17 protein-coding genes and 1 CRISPR repeat array are annotated in these 23046 nt (G+C 41.8%); of the genes, 8 read left to right on the forward strand and 9 right to left on the reverse strand.

Annotated features, from left to right (window positions below; translation table 11 throughout):
* The first annotated feature begins 456 nt into the window (after positions 1 to 456).
* The 5 genes from V7K53_RS29225 (at position 457) to aroF (ending at position 4634) form a co-directional block, all read left to right on the forward strand.
* Positions 457 to 636, forward strand: coding sequence for a chlorophyll a/b-binding protein (locus tag V7K53_RS29225; protein ID WP_094348356.1), 180 nt, complete (start codon positions 457 to 459; stop codon positions 634 to 636).
* Positions 637 to 815: 179 nt separating this feature from the next.
* Positions 816 to 1139 carry a hypothetical protein gene (locus V7K53_RS29230; RefSeq protein WP_292738173.1) on the forward strand — a complete coding sequence of 108 codons (324 nt, stop codon included), beginning with the start codon at positions 816 to 818 and terminating at the stop codon, positions 1137 to 1139.
* Between the two features lie 349 nt (positions 1140 to 1488).
* Positions 1489 to 2397: direct repeats of the CRISPR family, unit length 37 nt; unit sequence ATCACAATCAACTAAAATCCCTATTAGGGATTGAAAC.
* Between the two features lie 141 nt (positions 2398 to 2538).
* A complete protein-coding gene (rpsO, locus tag V7K53_RS29235; RefSeq protein ID WP_041565894.1) occupies positions 2539 to 2808 on the forward strand; it encodes a 30S ribosomal protein S15 in 270 nt (89 codons plus the stop codon).
* Positions 2809 to 2819: 11 nt separating this feature from the next.
* Positions 2820 to 3290, forward strand: a complete 471-nt coding sequence (locus V7K53_RS29240) for a PAM68 family protein (RefSeq protein WP_335200960.1) — start codon at positions 2820 to 2822, stop codon at positions 3288 to 3290.
* Between the two features lie 285 nt (positions 3291 to 3575).
* Complete coding sequence (aroF, locus tag V7K53_RS29245) at positions 3576 to 4634, forward strand: 3-deoxy-7-phosphoheptulonate synthase (RefSeq protein WP_335200962.1); 1059 nt, start codon at positions 3576 to 3578, stop codon at positions 4632 to 4634.
* A gap of 267 nt (positions 4635 to 4901) precedes the next feature.
* Here aroF and V7K53_RS29250 read toward each other — a convergent pair whose 3' ends face one another.
* Together V7K53_RS29250 and V7K53_RS29255 are read right to left on the reverse strand one after the other, a co-directional pair.
* The gene (locus V7K53_RS29250) at positions 4902 to 5153 is read right to left on the reverse strand and encodes a hypothetical protein (protein ID WP_335189695.1); all 252 of its coding nucleotides are present in this window, start codon (positions 5151 to 5153) and stop codon (positions 4902 to 4904) included.
* 355 nt (positions 5154 to 5508) lie between these two features.
* Positions 5509 to 6771, reverse strand: a complete 1263-nt coding sequence (locus V7K53_RS29255) for an HhoA/HhoB/HtrA family serine endopeptidase (protein WP_335200963.1) — start codon at positions 6769 to 6771, stop codon at positions 5509 to 5511.
* 197 nt (positions 6772 to 6968) lie between these two features.
* Here V7K53_RS29255 and V7K53_RS29260 point away from each other — a divergent pair, with 197 nt between their 5' ends.
* Entirely contained in the window at positions 6969 to 7865 is an 897-nt protein-coding gene (locus V7K53_RS29260) for an ATP adenylyltransferase family protein (RefSeq protein WP_335201076.1), read from the forward strand.
* A 128-nt stretch (positions 7866 to 7993) separates the two neighbouring features.
* Here the strand turns inward: V7K53_RS29260 and bioD are convergent, their stop codons facing one another.
* Positions 7994 to 8689: a dethiobiotin synthase gene (gene bioD / locus V7K53_RS29265; RefSeq protein ID WP_335200964.1), complete on the reverse strand. Its 696-nt coding sequence runs from the start codon at positions 8687 to 8689 to the stop codon at positions 7994 to 7996.
* Positions 8689 to 10425, reverse strand: coding sequence for a protein kinase domain-containing protein (locus V7K53_RS29270; RefSeq protein WP_335200965.1), 1737 nt, complete (start codon positions 10423 to 10425; stop codon positions 8689 to 8691). The genes bioD and V7K53_RS29270 overlap by 1 nt, the downstream gene beginning before the upstream one ends.
* A 952-nt stretch (positions 10426 to 11377) precedes the next feature.
* On the opposite strand from V7K53_RS29270, the gene V7K53_RS29275 reads away from it, so the two are divergent.
* Positions 11378 to 12394: a ribose-phosphate pyrophosphokinase gene (locus V7K53_RS29275; RefSeq protein WP_335200966.1), complete on the forward strand. Its 1017-nt coding sequence runs from the start codon at positions 11378 to 11380 to the stop codon at positions 12392 to 12394.
* A 226-nt stretch (positions 12395 to 12620) separates the two neighbouring features.
* A complete protein-coding gene (locus tag V7K53_RS29280; protein WP_335200968.1) occupies positions 12621 to 13295 on the forward strand; it encodes a Uma2 family endonuclease in 675 nt (224 codons plus the stop codon).
* A 161-nt stretch (positions 13296 to 13456) separates the two neighbouring features.
* On the opposite strand, the gene V7K53_RS29285 is transcribed toward V7K53_RS29280, so the two are convergent.
* The 5 genes from V7K53_RS29285 to V7K53_RS29305 form a co-directional block, all read right to left on the reverse strand.
* A complete protein-coding gene (locus V7K53_RS29285; protein WP_335200969.1) occupies positions 13457 to 17080 on the reverse strand; it encodes a response regulator in 3624 nt (1207 codons plus the stop codon).
* A gap of 992 nt (positions 17081 to 18072) precedes the next feature.
* On the reverse strand, positions 18073 to 18984 hold the full coding sequence (locus tag V7K53_RS29290) for a hypothetical protein (protein WP_335200970.1): 912 nt from the start codon (positions 18982 to 18984) through the stop codon (positions 18073 to 18075).
* A 59-nt stretch (positions 18985 to 19043) separates the two neighbouring features.
* Entirely contained in the window at positions 19044 to 19322 is a 279-nt protein-coding gene (locus V7K53_RS29295) for a GlsB/YeaQ/YmgE family stress response membrane protein (RefSeq protein WP_289796500.1), read from the reverse strand.
* A 621-nt stretch (positions 19323 to 19943) separates the two neighbouring features.
* Positions 19944 to 20804 carry a 16S rRNA (cytidine(1402)-2'-O)-methyltransferase gene (rsmI, locus tag V7K53_RS29300; RefSeq protein WP_335200971.1) on the reverse strand — a complete coding sequence of 287 codons (861 nt, stop codon included), beginning with the start codon at positions 20802 to 20804 and terminating at the stop codon, positions 19944 to 19946.
* A 213-nt stretch (positions 20805 to 21017) separates the two neighbouring features.
* A complete protein-coding gene (locus tag V7K53_RS29305) occupies positions 21018 to 22925 on the reverse strand; it encodes a heavy metal translocating P-type ATPase (RefSeq protein ID WP_335200972.1) in 1908 nt (635 codons plus the stop codon).
* Positions 22926 to 23046 lie beyond the last annotated feature (121 nt).

Raw genomic sequence — 23046 nt, forward strand, 5'->3', positions numbered from 1 at the left:
TCGGTTTCCGAACTATTCCTCAAGCACAACGCGCACTCTCCAACCAACTCGATAGAGTTTTTTCTTTCTTTGTATGAAACCACCCTGCTCCCCGCCTGCGGGGAGGGGAGACAAAGCATTGCTTTGGCGGGGTGGGGTTCTTAGGGTTTAGTAAGTAATCAAACGGACATGATATTATGTGTACAGCGTAACCTTTTAGGAGAAAAGTTTATGCATTTGAAAAGCGCTTTAACCATCAAAAATCGCCAAAATCATTATCTATACTTAAGCTAATAGTCCAATCTTGTCGCACCAATTCGCTGTCATCATCAGCATCACGCAGCGTCTCGCAGACAAAAAATTCGTAAAGAGTGAGTAAGTCCTAATTCACTCAATCTTGCATTTTTTTAAACATCTGTTACATTACTTTACAGACAGTTATAACTGCTACAACACTTGAACCTTGGAGTTATGCTCATGTCAGGTTTTAAGAATCCTGCGCCTATTGTTTCAGAAGATCCTAATGCTGTACGTTTTGGCTTCACTCCTCAGAGTGAAAATTGGAACGGTCGTCTAGCTATGATTGGTTTTGTATCTGCGATTTTGATTGAGGCTTTTTCTGGTCAAGGGCTACTCCATTTCTGGGGTATCCTCTAAATTGGCGATCGTAGGGTAGAACGGCTGTACTACCCTACATAACTCTCTATATTCCATGCAAGTCATTCGTTTCTAACATATGACGGCTATTGCCATTGGTGCAAAATATCAGATTTTTCCGGTTGAGCCAAAATATAAGTGAATAATTACTTTACATTGAATATGTATAGCTAAAACTCATGGAACTACCCCAACGCGTATCAGTCCGCTACAAAGACGCGTCCTTCAACACCAATGAAATCCGCTTGAGAACTTTTCGGCTTGGTTTGCAAATATGGGATGAACAAACCAAACCTAGAAAAACAGAGCTTTATCAGTTTATATCGTCTTGTTTGAAACAAGTTGACCGCCAAGATCGTTTTATGTTTTCTCTGTTGTTCATAGAATTAACAGACCTCATCCGCAACTCTTCTCTGGAAAGAGGAACGAAAGAGGTTCTGATTAAAACAGCTTTTAGAGAATTTGCTTGTGCAATAACAGACTTTGAAGACGTTGCCAAATAAGCTTAGTCCTGGGGATACTGGAATTGCGTAAGCGTAAGCATCGCCCGAAAGTCAGCTAACCTAATCGAGTAGGATATTTATAAAGCAAACAGCTTTCCAATCAGATTAGTTTTTTCGCTCAATGCGCGGATGGGTAGGTGTTGGGGAAGGGGGGAATACAAAAATAGCTGAATTGCGGTATATGCAAGGTTTTGAGGACTGTAGCATCTTCAAACCATCCGCGCACCTTATGTAGACTGAGTTTCAGCTATTTACATTTAGCACAATTGCCACTCCTTATGTTATGATTTTTGCATTCGCGCTATTGAACCTTGAAAACCAAATAACACAAGTCTTTCAGACGCCTGCCATCACAATCAACTAAAATCCCTATTAGGGATTGAAACGATTTGCCCAAGATGGAAACCAAGATATCTGATTTTATCACAATCAACTAAAATCCCTATTAGGGATTGAAACACCCGGCATCCCTGGCAGAGATGGGAGAAATGGTATCACAATCAACTAAAATCCCTATTAGGGATTGAAACATTTTTAAATCTTTATTTAGGCACAACTACGTAAATCACAATCAACTAAAATCCCTATTAGGGATTGAAACGTGTAAATTTAAGAGTTGGACTCCCAAGATTACCATCACAATCAACTAAAATCCCTATTAGGGATTGAAACATATCAGTAACTTTCCTAGTTACTATTCTTCACAAATCACAATCAACTAAAATCCCTATTAGGGATTGAAACGGGTTTACTACCCGGACAGTTGGGTAAGAAATACCGTGAATCACAATCAACTAAAATCCCTATTAGGGATTGAAACGTTGTCGAATAAGTAAGGAATGATTACAGAATCATCACAATCAACTAAAATCCCTATTAGGGATTGAAACAAAACAACTAGCTGGGGCTGGGGTAGAAGTTTAATCACAATCAACTAAAATCCCTATTAGGGATTGAAACAAAAAACTCTAAAGCTGTTAATAGTAAAGATTTCAATCACAATCAACTAAAATCCCTATTAGGGATTGAAACTTGTAATTGTCACAATCACCCGCGTCTATCCCTACATCACAATCAACTAAAATCCCTATTAGGGATTGAAACCCAAAGCGCGATCGCCCTTCACAACCGCAACGACTTATCGCAATCAATTAAAATCCCTATTAGGGATTGAAACTTATCTTCTATCGTCTTGGTGCGATCGCCCGATGGTGCAATACGATCGCAATCAATTAAAATCCCCATCAGGGATTAAAACGTATACTGAAAATTAACCTCTAAAAGCTAGTATCAAAAAGTACAAATATTACTTCAAAGGTCATTCCACATCCAGCTTGAGGGCTGTGATATTATAGGAGACTGCTGCATACATTTAGAAAAACAAGAAACCGAATCGACCATGGCCCTCACGCAACTGCGGAAACAAGAAATAATCTCCAACTACCAAGTTCACGAAACTGACACTGGCTCGGCTGATGTCCAAGTAGCTATGCTAACTGAGCGCATTAACCGCCTCAGCGAACATCTTCAGGCAAATAAAAAAGACCATTCTTCTCGGCGGGGACTGTTGAAGCTAATCGGACAGCGCAAGCGTCTTCTAGCTTATATATCGCAAGAAAGCCGTGAAAAATATCAAGCTTTGATTGCTCGTCTCGGTATTCGTGGATAGGACTACCGCTTATGTCTGCTGAAGAATCTGAACGCAGTCGTTTGCCCTTTGAACCGAACAAAAAGCGCCAAAAAACACCAAAAACTCAAAGTAAACCAGCCGCACAGCCCCAAGAATCTGTCAAACAGGCTGATAAAAAAGTGGTTTACACCAAACAAGAGATGGCAATTCCCCAAGTTGTCAGCCAACGGATGATCCGACGGGTAGCTGGGTTCTCTGGTGTACCAACGGCTTTGGGTATTAGCGCCTTGGTTGCTAGCTATCTGCTTGCTGCCTACTCCGATATCCGACTACCTCCCATCGCCGTGTTATTGGTGAACATGGGATTATTTGGTTTGGGGGTTTTAGGGATAACTTATGGCGTTCTCTCTGCCTCTTGGGATGAAGAAAAAGTCGGAAGTTTTCTGGGTTTGGGTGAGTTCAACACCAATTTGGGACGAATGGTGGCAGCTTGGCGCGAAACTCGGCAAAAAAACTTATAATGAATGGCGCTCAGATATTAAGTAACTGTGATATTGGGTAAATGAAGAAGTGAATGTTGAAGTTGAAATTTTATCACTTCAACATTACTAGTTAAATTTCATAGTCTTTTTTTTATACCATATATAGTTATTTAGCAGTAAAACTACTGACTGAGCGCTACATTTTATCTATTTATTTTGTAAACAAATTTTATTTTTAACTATTTGTAATTAGGCCAATAGGCAACAATAAAGTTAGCCTATCCACAGAAAATTTTACTCAATTAATTAATTAGGAACTTTCAGATGATTATAGTAATGAAAAGTGGTTCCCCAGAGGCGGAAATAAACCGCATTGATGAGGAACTAACTAGCTGGGGGCTAACTCCAGAAAAAATTGTAGGTCAACACAAAGTAGTTATTGGTCTAGTAGGTGAAACCGCCAACTTAGATCCGCTACAAATTCAGGAACTTAGCCCCTGGATTGAGCAGGTGTTACGGGTAGAGCAGCCTTACAAACGAGCTAGTCGTCAGTATCGTCACGGCGAAGCTTCCGATGTGGTGGTTAATACTCCTGATGGAGCAGTAGTATTTGGCGAACATCAGCCTTTGGTAGTCGTTGCTGGCCCCTGCTCCGTAGAAAATGAAGAAATGATTGTGGAGACGGCGCGGCGCGTCAAGGCTGCTGGAGCCGCATTTTTGCGCGGAGGGGCATACAAACCCCGGACTTCACCTTATGCCTTCCAAGGACACGGCGAGAGTGCTTTAGATTTGTTAGCGAAGGCGCGGGAAGTCAGCGGACTAGGTATTATTACAGAAGTGATGGATGCCGTAGACCTGGATAAAATTGCCGAAGTTGCTGATGTGATTCAGGTGGGGGCAAGAAATATGCAAAATTTCTCCTTGCTCAAAAAAGTCGGAGCGCAGCCCAAACCAGTTCTCTTGAAGCGAGGAATGGCAGCTACTATTGAAGATTGGTTGATGGCAGCAGAGTATATTCTGGCATCTGGCAATCCCAATGTAATTTTGTGTGAAAGGGGAATACGCACCTTTGACCGTCAATATACGCGAAATACACTGGATTTATCGGTAGTGCCCGTGTTGCGAAAACTGACTCATCTGCCAATTATGATTGACCCCAGCCACGGCGTAGGTTGGTCTGAATTTGTGCCTTCAATGGCAATGGCTGCGATCGCAGCTGGCACAGATTCCTTGATGATAGAGGTTCACCCTAATCCTGCCAAAGCTTTATCCGACGGGCCCCAATCTTTAACACCAGACCGTTTTGATAACTTGATGCAAGAATTGGCAGTAATTGGTAAGGCGGTGGGACGCTGGCAACAACCAGCAGTTGCTCTAGCTTAAAATTCAGTTGCGACTTGTTGCTAGGCATAAATAAATTAAAGTTTGTAGTCAGGACTTTAGTACTGATAAATCAGAAGAAGCGATAAATCGCTCACTACAAACTAGGATTTTTTGTATGTCTAATTATGCCTACCTATTTATTCTAGAAATGAAATAATCCCCCTTTAGAAATCTTCTAAAGGGGATTTTAAACACTAACTAAAGCTATGAAAAAACAAATCTGCAAAAAATCTTGATGGACAATATTTTTTGCAATTGTAATACTTCTTATCTATATACAGAGCGAGCAGGTATCCAGCGGCGACCACGATTTGTTTGCACCCAACGTCCAGGAATCACTATTCTCCTTCTCGCTTGAACAGGGGTACGAACCCTAACTCGCACCGGTCTTCTGATTATTCTAGCTGGAACCGATCGCCTAACTGGTCGTCCGATCTGAGCATCGGCTTGAAAAGGAATAAAGGTAACAGCAATTGGTAAAATCAGCGCTGCACTAGCAAGCATTCTTTTAATACTCATTCGCAAACTTCCCTTTTTTGATATTGACATCAAAGAAATTAATTTTTCATAAAATATGAATTCCTTTGACAAATAAATACTAGGGCTTAAAAGAGCTATACACTAGTGAAAAAGGTAATTAGTTAAACCGTGACTAATGTCATGGATAAAAAATTTAAACATGACTCTGCTATTGAATAAAACTATTTTTACAGGATGGCACTGTTAATACCGAAAACTTCGATTTTGATGTTTGTGGTAGTGCTTACCTGACTGCAATACGGTTACTGCAACTCAATTTTGCCACCAGAAAAAAAGGGACGAGCAAAATACCCATCCCAGAAAATTCACTTTTTTTCAATTGATTGCAAAACGTTTATTGCACTTGGGTTTGGGTGGGGAAAGCACCAGGTTGCACAGCTATATTAAGATTCTGCCCATTGCGACGTAATTCCATACGTAAATCGCTTCCGACTTGACTATTTTCTACTGCCCTTTGGACACTGCTGGCATCTGTGACTGGTTGACCTCCAAGCGTTTGGATCACATCACCAGCACGTATCCCTGCTTTAGCAGCTGGTGAATTTGGTACAACTTTTACAACTAATACACCTTTATCTTCATTCACACTCAAACCGCTATTGGGATCTGAGTTGATATTTTGTTTTAGCTGAGGTGTTAACCCCACCATCTGAATTCCCAGGTAAGGATGTTCTACTTTACCTGTAGCTATTAGTTGACTGGAAATACGTTGTGCTGTGTTGATAGGAATAGCAAAGCCTAATCCTTGTGCCCCTTGAATAATGGCTGTATTCATGGCGATTACCTGGCCACGAGAATTTAGCAAGGGGCCGCCGGAGTTACCGGGGTTAATTGCAGCGTCGGTTTGAATATACTCTACTCGCTTATCAGGAGCGCCGATTAGATTGCTACTGCGTCCAGTAGCACTGATGATTCCGGTAGTTACTGTATTATCTAATCCAAGGGGGTTGCCGATCGCGATCGCCCATTCTCCAGGTTGTAATTGATCTGAGTTACCCAAGGCTACTAATGGGAGATTATCTGCCTGAATCTTGACAACAGCAACATCGGTCAACTCGTCTTTTCCTAACACCTTACCTTTAAAGCTACGTCCATCTTTGAGTGTAACTGTCACAGTATCAGCACCATCGACTACGTGAGCGTTGGTAAGAATACGACCATCAGCACTAATAATAAAACCTGAACCAGTACCCTTTTCTACGCGATTCTGTTGTTCTGGGATTTGAGAGCCAAAAAAGCGTTGGAAAAGTGGATCGTTAAATTCATCTGGTAACTGGGTTTTTACGGTTCGGGAAGAGTCAATTCGCACTACAGCAGGCCCTACTTTTTGCACCACCTGGATAACAAAGTTAGGATCTGTGCCTGCTGGTAATGGAGGAGCAGCATTTACTCGGCTTACTGCCAAATTAGATGCATTTTCAGACACCTGCTGAGAGTGTCCAGCCATATAACCGCCTGCCAATGTCATACCTGATCCCAGCAGCACCAGCGATAGAGAGGCGGCAGCCTTTCTCCAGGGTTTATGATATTTGGCATCAGCAGTGTTATGTGAAATGCTATTTGATGGGTGTTCTCTGTCGCGAGATTCGTTTTGCATTGCTGTCTGGAAGGATATTTAGATGTATTACTAATGTAGATATTATTTGTGACAGTTTTGTTGCGGAGGTATTGCGTTGTTGTGAAAGCTTTGGTATTTTATTGAACCGTATTGAAATATAGTCATTCGTAGAGACATACATCGCTGCGTACTCTTTAGCAAACTCAGCACTCTTCATCATGCCTGAAGGAATGAAAATGGCACAGGGGAAAATCTTACTTAAACCTGGCACTTTATGGACAAGTGTTAAAGAACGGACTGAATATGCTTTGCAATGCGGGGCGCTACTATCGATTCCGACAGAATTTGAATTTGTTGAACAGGATGGCGTGCGCTTTTTGGTGCGGATTTTGTCTAACCTGAATCGCAAAAAAGCAGCGAAGGATAAACAGGAAAAACAATCTGTTACTTCTGGTGAAGAGTTTAATCCTTTTTTGCCCTACGAAGAGGATTTATTTGTGGCGGATATCTCCGATACCCATGTATGTATTTTAAATAAATTCAATGTTGTAGATTATCATCTGCTAATCATCACCCGTGGTTTCGAGGAACAAGAAAGCTTACTCACCCTGGAAGATTTTACGGCTATGTGGGCGTGTTTAGCTGATTTTGATGGTTTAGCATTTTATAACAGTAGCAAAACCGCAGGTGCTAGTCAGCGACACAAGCACTTACAATTAGTACCCCTACCACTTGCCCCTTCAGGGTTGGAAATACCGATTGAACCTTTGCTAACACCAGTACAATTTCAAAACTCGAATGCAACTTCAGCAAAACTTCCTTTTGTACATGCTTTCGCACCACTAAATTCTAATTGGGTGCGATCGCCATTGGCAGGGGGCCAAGCAACACTGAAAATTTATCACACTTTACGTCACGCTGTGGGTTTAGATGACAAGCAATCTGGTGCTTACAATCTGCTAGCAACACGAGAATGGATGTTAATCGTACCGCGATCGCAGGAGCATTTCCAATCTATCTCTGTGAATTCATTAGGATTCGCAGGTGCCCTGCTGGTGCGAAACGCAGCAGAAATGGAGATTCTCAAAACCCAAGGGCCTATGACTATCCTCCAAAATGTTGCTGTATCCTAATTGATTTAGTGCGATATACAGCAGTTTTCAAGTAGATGCGGTAGAAAATGCAGGACTTAAAATCAGCCATAAAAAAAAGTTTTACTCCCTTCCTCTGCCCCCTGCTCCCCTGCTCCCCTTCGGTAATGTCAATTTAAATCATTCTCAAGTGTTAGTGTTTCCCAATCTAAATCTGATGCTATTTGAGCTAGTTTATCTAAATCAGTCAGATTATCTAGATAGGGTAAGCAGCCTAAAACTGGTGTGTTAGTAAGTGATTGAATCAATTGAAATGGTGCCCAGTCGGCTATTTCTGCATCCGTTCGGGGTTGTACGCAGTTCAACACAATGCCTTTGAGATTGATGCGCGATTGTCTAGCTAATGCCACATTTGCCACTGCTTGAGCGATCGCACCCAATCTCACTGGTACTACCAATACTGTTGGTAAACGCCATTCCCCCGCCAAATCAGCTACCGTTAATTCCTCAGTTATTGGCGAACCTAACCCTCCCAAGGCTTCTACAAGCACAAAATCGCGCTGCGATCGCAATTTAGATAAAGCTTGCCAAACTACTGCTAAATCTACTCGGCGATTTTCCCGTGCTGCTGCGATTGGAGGAGCCAGAGGTGCTTGAAAGTATAAAGGTGTAATTTCTTCAGCAGATTGTTCTAGCGCAAATAGCTTTTGATACCACTCGCGATCGCCAATCCCCGATTGAATCGGTTTCATGATTCCCCAGCGCCGCTGCGGGTAATATTTTTGCCAATAAGCTGCTAACGCTGTTGTTAAAACAGTTTTACCAGCTTCCGTATCAGTTCCAGTAATTAGTAGTGTATTTAACATTAATTTCTTTGGCCAGAAAATGGTTGTGTTTCATCAGCCGGCGGCAAAGTTGGCGCTTCAGTAATCGTCGGAATTGGTAAAGGTGTCTCTGTGGGAAGTGGTAATGTCTCTGTAGGAATTGGCAAGGGTGTCTCTGTGGGAAGTGGTAAGGGTGTCTCTGTGGGAATTGGCAAGGGTGTCTCTGTGGGAATTGGCAAAGGTGTTTCTGTGGGAATTGGTTGGACTGGTTTTTCTAATGCAACATTGAGATTGTAATTGCTTTCGGCAACTCCTGAAAGCAGAGTTAACTCAATAGTATATCTACCAGTAACCAACAATGTGCCTTGATAAAATGTGACTTGTTGGGCAGTACTCTCAATTGGTTGTCCATTGGGACTTAAGACTGTTAGCAGAATGCTGCTTCCTGGATCGATAAACGTGTTTAATTTAGTACCTTCTCGCCCAAAAAAGCTGTACTGGATGATTTGATTTGCTTTGAGAGTACCTTCAACCGCGATCGGGTTAGATGTTGTAAGCTTGAGGCGCTTAGTAGATATAACAGGTTGGTTAGTAGGTGTTGGTGTTGGTGTTGGTGTGGGTGTTGGTGTTGGCGTCGGTGTGAATGTAGTACCACCAGAAATTACTGGTGAAGGGAAATTTTGTGGAAGCGTCTCATCTGGTGTTTTCGACTGACTGCGGATAGAACTGACTAGTGCCCAAGAACCAAATCCTGCTACGATCGTTACAGCAATGGCAATTGCGGCGATCGCTAACGGATTATCTAAAACTGAACTAGTGGAACTTGGTGGAATTACAGGATCGGGTTTCTTGGGCGAAGCTGCTGGTGCTACTAAGTCAGGACGGCGACTAACTGCCATTGTCTGCAAGTTAGACACATTCACATTAGGAAGATTGATTTCGTGTAAAGGTTGTAGTGCTTGAGATACACTAGCAGCACTTTGATAGCGATCGCTTGGTATATGATTCAACATTCGATTCAACACTACAGCAAATCGCGGGTTCACTTTTACCCACCGTTGCCAATTCCAAGTTAGTTGGTTTCGATCGAATAGATCCTTTGGTTCTTTACCAGTCAGCAAAACAATCGCGCTTACCGCTAATGCATACAAATCACTACTAGGATAAGCTCCCCCTGTTTGCATTTGTTCGCTAGGAGAGTAGCCTAATTTTCCTACGGTGGTTTTTGGTATGGGACTATCTGGCGATTGTAAACGCGTTGCCAGTTCCTTCACCACCCCAAAGTCAATTAACACAGGTTTAGCATCACTATCTCGCAAAATAATGTTTTCTGGCGAGATATCCCGGTGAATAATCCCTCTATTGTGAATATGCTCTAAAACAGGCAACAACAACTCTATCAGCTGCAATACTTCAGCCTCTGTGAAAGTTTTACCCACAGCTTGACGTTCAGCCAGCAGAGTGCGGTACGTCTGACCTGCAACGTAGTCCTCCACCAAAAATAAGCGTTGGTCTTGCTCAAATCTTTCCCGGAATTTCGGCACTTGTGGGTGTTCGATTTGATATAAAATGGCAGCTTCTCGGTGAAAAAGCTCTTGTGCCCTCTCCCAATCCAAAGCCGACCTTGCTGTTGAATTCAATTCTTTGATCGCGCAAAGTTCGTTAAAGCGCCTCTGGTCTTCTGCCAGATAGGTTCTACCAAATCCTCCTTGTCCGAGAATTTGAATTATGCGGTAACGGTTTTGCAAGACAGTGCCAACTGTAATCGGTGGTTGCATGATCGGTTGATTGAGTGTAGTAGCAACTGAGGAGAAAGTCACCTACAAAGATTAAGTCCAAAAGGCGACGGACAGTTACCTGCGGCAATATTCTACTTTATTGGAGCAGCGATCGCCCCAACATCCCAAATTATCATTCGTTTGAATCGAAAGTCAGAGGTAGTTATCACTGCACACAACTGGAGCGATCGCAACCACCCAAAGATTAGAGCAAACCCAACAGTACTAATTTTATCCCGGCAGCAATACGGATGCTAACTAATTCAGAGGCAATTGGTAGCTTACACTTGACAGGATGCTCAGGTTCAAGTTCAACATTTACAATGTTATTGATATTCAACAACTTTTCTAGATTTAATTAAAAACTTTTAAGTAAAAATATTTACATAGATTTACTTAGACAGGATTATTTTTATTGAGTCATATTTTTAGTATTAAAAAAAATATCTTTATTTAATATTTATTTAATATTTATGCAAACTTTATCTAAAAATGTGCTTCTACACGGACTAATTTGTCCACTGTTAGCCTCTTCTGGGCTTGTATGATTATCATTTTTGTCAATGCGTAAGTCATAGAGTAATAAGCTACCATTTGACTACTTAGTGATAGGTGCTATACTGTGTAAAGACAAACTCTTTAATATCATTAAAGTTGTCAATGCTTTACTGTCAGCTATCAATGAGGTAATTATAAGAACCTACCACACCAATAATGTTTAAGCGATTAGGTTATTTACCTCAACCAAAAAATTGAACTATAGACCTAGTGCATTAAGTTGATGTCAGTTAAGCTATCAATAGCTTGTTTGCCAAGAAAACTAGATAATTAGCGAATAATAATTTTATGCAAAAATGTTTAAATTTTGTATGGAAGCTTCAATAAAACTTACAGATGTTTTTTTAGGCTATTTCTTGGTTAAATCTATTAAATCTCTAATGATAATATTGCTATGAATGCACATAGAGGATCTGCTGTGCTCAGTTCTGCAACTTTCAAAGTGCAACCATCTGCAACAGGACTGAACGATAATCATCGCCTGCGGCTGTTTTCTGGCTCTGCCAATTTACAACTGTCTCAAGAAGTCGCTCGTTATCTGGGCATGGACTTGGGACCAATGATTCGCAAGAGATTTGCGGATGGAGAACTTTACGTTCAAATCCAAGAATCGATTCGGGGTTGTGATGTCTATTTAATCCAACCATGTTGTCAACCCGTCAACGATCATTTGATGGAATTATTGATTATGGTTGATGCCTGTCGTCGAGCTTCGGCGCGACAGGTAACGGCAGTAATTCCCTACTATGGCTATGCTCGTGCCGATCGCAAAACAGCAGGGCGAGAGTCAATAACCGCCAAGCTAGTTGCGAACTTGATCGTGGAAGCAGGTGCCAACCGCGTTCTAGCAATGGATTTACACTCGGCTCAGATTCAAGGCTATTTCGATATCCCCTTTGATCATGTTTACGGTTCACCAGTATTACTAAATTATCTAGCAAGCAAACAGCTGCCAGACTTGGTAGTTGTTTCTCCTGATGTTGGTGGTGTAGCAAGAGCTAGGGCATTTGCAAAAAAACTGGGTGATGCTCCACTGGCGATTATTGACAAACGTCGTCAAGCCCATAATGTTGCAGAAGTGTTAAATGTCATTGGCGATGTTAAAGGCAAAACGGCAGTGTTAGTAGATGACATGATTGACACTGGGGGAACGATCGCAGAAGGAGCGCGATTACTGCGTGAAGAAGGAGCGCGTCAGGTATATGCCTGTGCAACTCATGCGGTATTCTCTCCACCAGCGATGGAGCGGTTGTCTAGTGGCTTGTTTGAGGAAGTCATTGTCACCAATACCATTCCCATACCAGAAAGCAATCGTTTTCCCCAACTAGTGGTGCTGTCAGTAGCTAATCTGTTGGGAGAAACGATCTGGCGGATTCATGAAGATACTTCAGTCAGTAGCATGTTCCGCTAACTACATTCCCGTTACAGCGATAAATTACCCACATTGATCCCTCGATCGGGTGCAGTGTGGGTTTTTGCTTTTAGTTATTACGCCAACACTAACATCCCTTGTGGGCGAAAGCATCCCTAATCGCTGCCCAAGAGCTTTTTCATGTGCGGTAGTAAAATGAATGCAGCACTGCCAAATTAGAATATTTTGATTTAGTTTGGACAATTTGGGTAAAGAGGACAAAAGGATGGTTGCAACTCCTAAAAAAGTTATTTCAGTTTTACCTCTGGAAAATGGCGATCGCTTATCTCGCTACGAATTTGAGCGTCGCTATCAGGCAATGCCGCATTTAAGAAAAGCTGAACTGGTTGAGGGAGTTGTGTATATCATGGCATCGCCACTGAGAATTAAAAGTCATGGAGAACCACATGGAGAACTGATCGGGTGGTTATGGAACTATAAAACTGCAACCCCTGGCGTTGTTTTGGGAATTGAACCCACAGTGCGTTTAGATCCGGATAATGAACCACAGCCTGACGCGGTACTATTCATTCCGGGCAGACAGGCATTGATTAGTGAGGATGATTATATCCAAGGCGCACCCGAACTGGTGATAGAAGTGGCAGCAAGCAGTGCAGCCATCGATTTACATGACAAAAAACGCACCTATCGGCGGAATGGAGTACAGGAGTATATTGTCTGGCGGACATTAGATAATCAATTGGATTGGTTTAGGCTGCAAGCGGACGAGTATGTTTCGCTACCAACTGATGAGCAGGGAATTATTCGCAGTCAGGTGTTTCCGGGCTTGTGGTTGTCGGTACTTGCCTTACTCTCAGGAGAAATGGCAACGGTGTTATCTGTGTTACAAGCAGGTTTAGCTGCCACTGAACATCAAGAATTCATGCAAAAGTTAAAATAATTTTCGTAATTCGTAATGACGCTCTCTACGAGACGCTAAAAGCGTAGCTTGCTTCTCTGTAAGAGTACGCGGACTCGCTAACCGCCGGCGCTAACGTAATTTAGTTTTGTAACGACGATTGGCTCTGTATGGGAACGAGAGACTCCCTACTCTCTACTTCCTTAACGATAGAGCCAAACCCGGAGTAGTGAAAGCAGTTGCTCAGTATCTACAGGTTTGGTGATGTAGTCAGAGGCTCCAGCTTCGATGCACTTTTCCTTGTCACCTGGCATGGCTTTGGCAGTTAAAGCAATGATTGGTAGTGAGCGAAACTGTTGTTGCTGGCGGATGGCGCGGGTGGTTTCGTAACCATCCATTTCTGGCATCATGATATCCATCAAAACTATATTAATTTCAGGATTAGCTTGCAGTCTCTCTATACCATCTCTACCGTTTTCGGCAAACAGCACTTGCATTTGATAGCTTTCTAAAAAACTGGTAAGGGCAAAAATATTTCGTAGGTCATCATCTACAATCAAAATTTTCCGATTAGCCAGCACCGGGTCAGTTTGATGTAGTTGCTCTAACATTTGCCGCTTTGGTTTGGGCAAATTTGCTTGCACCCGATGCAAAAACAGGGCAGTTTCGTCTAACAACCTCTCTGGCGATCGCACATTTTTAATAATAATTGTCTCTGCCAGTCCCCGCAGCTGGGTTTCTTCTTGTCGGCTGAGTTCTTTGCCTGTGTAAACAATTATCGGCAGTTTCAAAAGCCTGGGTTCCAGCTTTATCTGCTCAATTAGGGCAAACCCGCTCATATCGGGCAGACCGAGATCGAGTACCATACAATCAAAGTGATGCGATCGCAAAATCGAGAGAGCTTCTGCTCCTGTACCTACTGCTGTACTCTGGACATCGCCGTTACCAATCAGTTCGATAATACTTTGGGCTTGTACGGGGTCATCTTCTACAATTAGGAGATTTTTTACCTGACGCTCAATAAAGCCTTTTATTTCAGTCAATACCTGAGTTAGCGCTTCTGGAGACACGGGTTTTTGGAGATAGGTAATCGCTCCTAGCTGTAATCCCCGTTGTTGTCTTTCATCAACAGAAAGTATGTGTACTGGTATATGTCTGGTATCTGGTTTATGCTTCAGACGATCCAGCACCGTCCAACCATCCATCTCTGGCATGTGGATATCTAGCATAATCGCATTGGGTTTAAACTGTTCTGCCAGTGCTAAACCTTGTTTGCTTTGTAAAGCAACAATAGTTTTAAAACCCTGCTGACGTGCCATATCTAGTAAGATGCGGGCGAATTTATCGTCGTCTTCGATAATTAGCAAAATGCGATCGCCTGGTTGAATTATTTCCCGGTCATCTGGAATATCGTGGGGTAAGCTAGGAAGTATTTTCACTGATGGAGAGATGTTCGCAGTTGGGGATCTGTTTTCCACCAGTGACACTTCTTTTATGGTCGATGTTGTGCGGATAGAGGTAGTTGGCTCAAGGGGTGGTGTAGCGATATTTGGGCTATTCTTTTCCTGTTGCCTGGGCAAGTAAAGGGTGAAGGTGCTTCCCTGTCCTGGTTGGCTGAGTAGTTCAATTCTCCCTCCTAACAGTTGAGCTAATTCACGGCTGATGGATAAGCCCAAGCCAGTCCCGCCATACTTGCGGCTAGTTGTGCCATCTGCCTGCTGAAATGCCTCGAAAATAATCTTCTGCTTTTCGGCTGGAATGCCTATGCCCGTGTCGCTGACGGCAAAAGCAATCGTGGAATTATCAACTTGGAATATTTGTAACTTCACGCCTCCTTGTTCTGTAAATTTAAAGGCGTTAGCTAGGAGATTTTTCAGCACTTGTTGCAGACGTTTGGAGTCGTTATAAATTGTCGCGGGTAACTTCTCATCCCGTTCGATAGTAAAACTGATTTCTTTATTGTGGGCAACTTGCCGGAAAGTCTGCTCTAGAGATGTCTCCAAATCTGCAAGAGTAATTTGCTCAATATCGAGCGACATAGTACCCGACTCAATTTTTGCCAAATCTAGAATGTCATTGATCAATTCCAGCAAATCAGTCCCAGCCGAGTAAATAGTTCGGCTGTACTCTACCTGTTTGTCGGTCAAGTTGTTAAGAGAGTTATCTGCTAGCAGTCTTGCTAAAATTAATAGGCTATTTAACGGTGTCCGCAGCTCGTGGGACATATTCGCCAGAAATTCTGACTTATATTTGGAAGACAAGGCCAGTTGTTCAGCTTTTTCTTCAAAAGATTTCCTCGCCCGCTCAACTTCCTGGTTCTTGCGAGCTACTTCTCGATTTTGAACTTCTAACAATTCTGCCTTTTCTTCTAGTTCCTCATTTAGTTGTTGCAATTCTTCGTTAGATTGCTTGACAAGAAATTGTGATTCCTCCAGTTCTTGCGTCTGTTCTTCCAGGCGTTGATTGCTTTGCTGTAGTTCTTCTTGCTGGGTTTGCAGTTCCTCTGTTAAAGCAACAGATTCTTCAAGTAGTTGCTGTGTTTGCAATTGTGAAGCGATGTTATTTAAAAATACACCCAGATTTTCACTCAATTGCTCTAAAAATGTCAGGTGTAACTCACTAAAAGGCCCAAAAGAGGCAAGTTCAATTACAGCATTTACCTGCTCCTCAAATAGTATGGGCAAGACAATAATATTTAGCGGTGGTGCTTCTCCTAAACCGGAACTGATGCGGATATAGTCATTGGGAACTTCCGTGAGGAGGATTCTTTGTTTTTCTAGGGCGCATTGTCCCACTAATCCCTCACCCAAACGAAACTGATTTGCTAGGTTTTTTCGCTCTTTATAAGCATAACCACTCAGCAACTTCAGCACAGGCTGGTCGTTGATGGAGTCCATTACATAAAAAACGCCCTGTGAGGCCCCAACTAGTGGTGCTAAATTCGACAATATCAGATTAGAAACGCTTTCCAGATTTCGCTGCCCTTGGAGCATCTGGGTAAATTCAGCTAAGTTAGATTTGAGCCAGTTTTGCTCCTCATTTTTTTGAGTTGTGTTTCGCAGATTAACGATCATCTGGTTGAAGGTGCGCGTCAACACGCCAATTTCATCTTGGCGATCGCTATCTGGTAAACTTACCGATAAATCCCCATCTGCCATTTTTTCTGCCAAATCAGAAACTTGCTTCAGAGGTACTGAAATATGTCTGGTCAGGGTGAATCCAATCAAAGCTAAGAGCAAAGAAAAGAAGGGAATACTATAGACAATGCTGGCGAGCGTTTGCCGTCCAGCTGCTTGTGCTTTCTCAGAGCGCTGTTTTAGCAGTGCATTCTCTTCATTTTTCATCGCCTGGATAACTTTCTGGATATTATCCATCAGTTGCTTACCCTGGTCTGTCAGAACTGCTTTCTGAGAAGCTTCTAAGCCCTGGCTTTGCCGTAGCTCTATGACATCTTTCATTACAGCCATTCTCTGATTTAGTAGTGGCTGCAAAATATCAAGCCGATTTTGTTGGTTGGGATTATCTGCCGTTAACCTTTGAAGTTCCCTAACTTTTTGATTCAGTACTTGAATGGCAGCGTTATAAGGTTCTAAATAGCGCTGTTCTCCAGTAATAATGTAACCGCGTTGCCCTGTCTCAGCATTTGTCAGTTGCAAGTTGAGGTCTTCAAGCTGACTTAACACCTGGTAAGTATGGCTTTCTTTGCGCGAAGTTTCAATTAGCTCATTGGTGCTTTGGTAGGAGATTAGACCAATGGTGGTCAGAGTTGCCAAACTCAAAGCAAAACTTACTCCAATCTTGGTTCCAATCTTCAAACGGTTCAACATTATTCCAAACAGGTATTCAAATTATTTCTGTTTTTGAGACTATTTTGATTATGTTTTGGCTATCCCAAAAAAATGGAGGATATTTAGTTTATGTTAGGATATGCCTAGTACCGCAAGGCGGAATTAAAAATTAAAAATTAAAAATTAAAAATTAAAAATTAAAAATTAAAACAGCATAAAAGTTTTGTTGATTTGGAACGTTCGGTTTATTTCCACCGTGTTTTACTAGCTTTTTGTACAGCAACTATTATCATTTTTCCATGTAACGTTTAGTTTAAATGATTATATATTTAAATAATAATATTCTTATTAAAAACTTTGACAATTTTATTAACAATAAACCATTCGCTAGTATAACTTATCTCAAAATAAGCAACTACCTGATTTTGTAACTGAATCTCACCGTGGATAATTAAATACTTGTGCTGAAATTATAAATTTAACATTAATTTTTACTAAAAAATGATATTTTTTAAGCCTATATATTGTAGTGCTTAAATAATTTTGAGCTTCACAAATAGGCTGGATAGTAAAATTAAACAGCCGGATAGTGAAAATTAAATTAATGAAAACACAATTTATCTAAACACTAAATATAGTGACTTTTGTGGTTGGATATGACATGTATGCCATTGTACATCAATCTACAGAGCAACTGTAACCTTAGCGATCGCCAGCGGTATTCATTCCACAGGAAAGTTAAGGTTTCAAAACACAACCTATACCCATAGAAGTATATAATAGACTTCTTGCAAAAGTCGGGGTAAAGGGGAAGGTGAGGCCCCCTCTGGGGATAAGGGGCGGGGGAAAAAGGTAAAAAAACTCAAAATCCTTTCCCTTTAACATGAGTTCTTTTTCCCTAAGAGTGCAAAAATATATTTTTGCAAGAGGTCTAATTTACAGTACAAGTGTATTATTTAGACTATAAATTATTAGGAATATGCACAATCATGATGTGTCGTAAAAACTATTAATATTAACTTGAGGATTAACTAGAAGTTGTTAATAACCTGGCGATCGCTTCTACCCGCATCAAGTTCAGATTGACTATAAATACTCAAATGTTGAATCTTGTTACTCTCTAAGATGGCTCTTGCGCCTGCTACATAGATATCAGTGCTTTTTAATACTAATAAGTAATGACCAAGAGTCAGATGATGTTCATAATATCTAGCTAACTCATCAGAAATTCCTAAAGTAGTATATTTATCTTGGGAACTGCTGATTTCCACCTCACAAATATCACTTAAGTTGCTTGTATTTTTAACAACTATTGATATTTGACTCATGGGGAAGTCAGCAGTTCTCAGTTCAGTAAGCGCTCTTTCTGCATCTTGACGATGATAAAAAACACCAAGTGCGTGTTTATAGCGATTATTTGGGGTCGAGTATGGCTCAAAGACTCCCCATTGTTGAATATCACGGCGATTAAAAATCCTCTTGGCGAGACGAATTTCTATGTCTATACCGGTTACTATCACCAAATAGTAACCCTTACAGACAAGATCGCTATAACCCTGTGCTTGCTTTTCAGTAATTCCTAAACTTAGGAACAAACCAGGCAAACCACCTGCTAAAGTAGTAGCGATCGCAGTTACTTCCGCTCCGCCTAAGATGACTGGGCCTATACCAGGAATTACTAACAAGGCTAAACTGACTGATAATTCAGTAAGACCGCCTAAAGCATTACTAGCAACGGCTCCAGCAGCATCTTCTGAGGATGTATTGCCAGTGTTTTCGATGATTTCAACACCAGCAATATCACTTTGTTCTTCTGTATTCCGTGCAATAACAGAAACTTTGTCCATTGGAAAATTAGAAGCTTTTAGTTCCTTTAGTACCAATTGTGCATCGGAATACCCAGCGAAAACTCCTATAGTTCTTCGCTCTTTTTCTAATGTCATTTTATCGGTTTATTGCAGTTAGAAGTGATTCCCAAGATTGTTACCTGAAATTGAGGTAATTACACAGCTCGACGAGTCAGTAAACCCCAAAGGAAAATTAGTATCATTGCACCAATAACAGCAAATAAAATGCTTCCCAGAGATAAAGCTCCTACAGATGCAGCTGCTGCCGAACTACTTCCTAGCAATACTTGACCCAAATAACCACCGAATACGGCTCCAAGGATTCCTAATATAATGGTAGAGATAATACCGCCACCTTGGGTTCCAGGATAAAATAATTTAGCTAACGCACCTGCGATTAAACCCAAAACCAGCCAAGCAATAATGTTAGTCATCGAATTTCTCCTTCACTGAGAATCTGCTTTGTTTGCATTTGACTATTTCATATTAAAGTTTGCCTCCAAAATTTCCGATCTATCTAAAGAACTAATATCATAAATCTTTAGATATCATTTGAATATTCGCTATGTCATCTTTGAGGATCAATATACAAATTAGTCACATTCTGTACATTCAAGTATTTGTATAGCAGTCCGATTTGACATCATACAAGATGTATAGGAATCCGTTTTGATTGCTGAATTTACTTGTGTGCGGAGGGAACAGGGAATAGGGAATAGGGAATAGGAAAGAAGGCATAGATCCGTACTGAGTCTTGTTCAAAAATCAAATAGGAGTCCTATAGATAAGAAAGCTAACCGCATTTTATATGAGACACGAGGTGTAGCTTGCTTCCCTGTATGGGTAAGGGTAGGACTTCTTGCAGAAGTGGGTTAAAGGGTAACGGTATGGAATTTTCCCTTCCCCTTTAACCTTTCCCCAACCGGAAAGCAAAAGTAACTTTTGCAAGATGTTTGTAGTATTTCGTAGAGAAGGACAGAAAAGGAAGAAAAAATCAAGAAATATAGACATTTCACATCTAGATTTTTAATTTTCAAAAAAGCGATATCAGCCGTTCAAGGCTCAGGACTGGAGACTATAGAAAGAGCTAGTTGATATAGTTGCCGACGGGGAAGGGAAGTAAATTTTGCTAACTGACGGCTAGCTTGCGATCGCGATATTCCTTGACTAATTAACTGTTTCAATTCGGCTTTCAATTCTTCTTCTGTCAGTTGGGGCTGACTGGCTGGAATTCCCGCTACTACTAATGTATATTCACCTTGGGGTTCTCGTTGAGTGTAGTAAGCGATCGCTTCGGCAATTGTCCCCCGCCAAAATTCTTCATACAATTTAGTTAACTCCCGTCCTAGCACAATTTGGCGATCGTTTCCCCAAACAAGAGCTAAGTCTTGCAAAGTATCTCGCAAACGGTGCGGCGATTCATAGAAAATCAAAGTGCGAGATTCTGTTTGCAGAGATTCTAAATGTTCTTGTCTCTGTTGGGTTTTTGCCGGGAGAAAGCCTTCAAAGACAAAGCGATCCGTTGGTAGTCCGGCTGCACTCAAAGCGGTAATTGCTGCACTAGCGCCAGGAATGGGAACTACTGGAATTTCCGCTTCAATGCAGGCTTTCACCAGTTCATATCCAGGATCGGAAATACCTGGCATCCCCGCATCACTCACCAGAGCGATCGCTTTATTATTAACTAAATGCTCTAATAATTCTGGAATACGGCTGGTACGATTGTGTTCGTGGTAACTCACTTGGGGTGTTTTAACTTGAAAATGTTGTAGCAGTTTCCCCGTATGACGCGTGTCTTCCGCAGCAATGATATCCACAGTTTGCAAAATTCGTACTGCCCGAAAGGTGATATCTTCCAGGTTGCCAATTGGTGTGCCGACAACGTAAAGTGTTCCTGGTTTTGGATCGGTTTGCATGAGCAAGAGTTAGGAGTTAAAAGTTCAAAATAATAATTTACGTATAATGAGAATTGAGTATTGACCACACTCCATACTCAAATTTTGTTTTTTTTGACCCTACGAGACTGTCTAATTCATCAATTTTCAGTGATTTCGGATATTTCTGGTTTTTGAAGACGCGATCAATCGCGTCTCTACATCTGGGTTTTGTCGCTCATCTGGCGTGCTATCTTATTTCAATAATCTTAGTCCACTGAGGGTAACTAATACTGTGGAACCTTCATGGCCAATGACGCCGATGGGTAGGTTAATATTTCCTAGAAAGTTGCCGACTAAAAGCAACATAATGAAACCCAACGCTACGACTATATTTTGTTTTACTATGAGTTGCGATCGCCTGCCCAAATGCATCGCTACAGCAATTTTTTCTAACCTGTCTGCCATCAGTACGATATCTGCGGTTTCTAATGCCACATCGCTACCAGATACTCCCATCGCTATACCTACAGATGCTTGCGCTAAAGCTGGTGCATCATTAATGCCATCGCCTACCATTGCAACTATTTGATATTGTTGCTGTAAACGGCGGATAACATTCAGCTTATCTTCTGGTAGAAGTTGGGCATATACCCGATCGATTCCTACTGCTTTGGCGACACTGCGAGCAGTTTCCTGATTATCCCCGGTTAACATGACAATTTGTTCAACTCCCAGTTTCTTTAATCGGCTGATGGTTGCGGCTGCTTCGACTCTCACCTCATCTGCGATCGCAATTACACCCATCACCTCTGTTCCCCGTGCTACCCAAACCACAGTTTTACCTTCTTGTTCCCAAGATTGAACTATTTCTGGCAATTCTTCAGGTAAATTTGTTACATACTGCTGCACAAAAACCGCATTTCCGACAATTACCTGTTGTTCTTGAGCAATTCCGACAATTCCCTGTCCCGGTACAGCTTGTACTTCGATTGCAGCAACCCAATCTAAATCGCCAGCGGCTTGCACAATTGCCTTACCGATGGGATGTTCGGAAGATGCTTCGACACTGGCAGCAGTTTTTAATACATCCTTAGTAGTGTATTCACTAGCTGAAACCACCTGAAATACCTGTACCTGTCCTGTTGTTAGAGTACCAGTTTTATCAAATGCGATCGCTCGGACTTTGCCAATCTTCTCCAACTGCGTCCCATTTTTAAACAAAATCCCCTGTCTTGCACCATTGGCGATTCCTGAAAGCAGGGTGGGCATAATTGCAGCCATCAACGCACAGGGAGAAGCCACCACAAGGAAAGTAAGAGCGCGATAAATTGTTGTTTCCCAATCCCAACCCCAAAGAAATGGGGGTAAAGTTGCCAGCAATATCCCAGCTACTACAATGACTTTGGCATATCCCTTCTCAAAGCGATCGATAAACTCTTGGGAAGGTGGTGCTTCTGTCTGCGCTTGTTCTACCAAACGAATCACACGCTGAATCAAGCTGCTTTGGGCTGGTTTGTGTACCTTAATCTGCAATGCACCATAGCCGTTGAGTGTGCCGGCAAATACTTCTGCGCCCACTGTTTTCTCTACAGGTAAAGACTCGCCTGTAATTGCAGCTTGATTGAGGGTGCTGTAACCAGATAAAATTATCCCATCAGTAGGAATTAGTTCTCCAGGTTTGACGACAATCTCATCGCCCACTTTTAGCTGACCGATCGGAATTTCCTCTTCCCTTCCTTGAAGTAAAACTCTTGCTGTATCTGGTGTCAAACTCATCAAACTGCGGATACTCCGCTCAGTTCGCTGCATTGCATAGCCTTCTAGTGCGCCACTGATGGCAAAAATGAGAATCAAAATTGCCCCATCAATAATTAGCTGATATTCTCTTCGCCATAAGCCAAGACTAGCAGCACCAATCGCTGCCACAATCATCAGCAAATCTACATCGAGTTCTTTTTCTTTGAGGAGAGTAGTCAATCCTTCCCGCGCACTTTCGTAACCGCCGATTACATAAGCAGCGGGTAGCAGCAGGAACGCCAATCCCAACCAACCGAGATGTAAGGCGAACCATCCGAAAAGTAACAGTAAGCCACATAAAAGGGCGGCTACGGTATCTGCGTGTTCTCTGGTGAATTGGCCCAAACGTTGGGGATAGAGCATAAGAGGTGAATTAACAAGGGCTCTCTCACGCTAAACCTTGACATTGATGTTAATGTCAAGCCTTATAATGATTTTAAAACGCAGAGTGAGTAGGTTTGCAGAGTGATTTTCTATGTTAATG

It is taken from the genome of Nostoc sp. (genome assembly GCF_036917355.1).
Taxonomy (GTDB): domain Bacteria; phylum Cyanobacteriota; class Cyanobacteriia; order Cyanobacteriales; family Nostocaceae; genus Nostoc.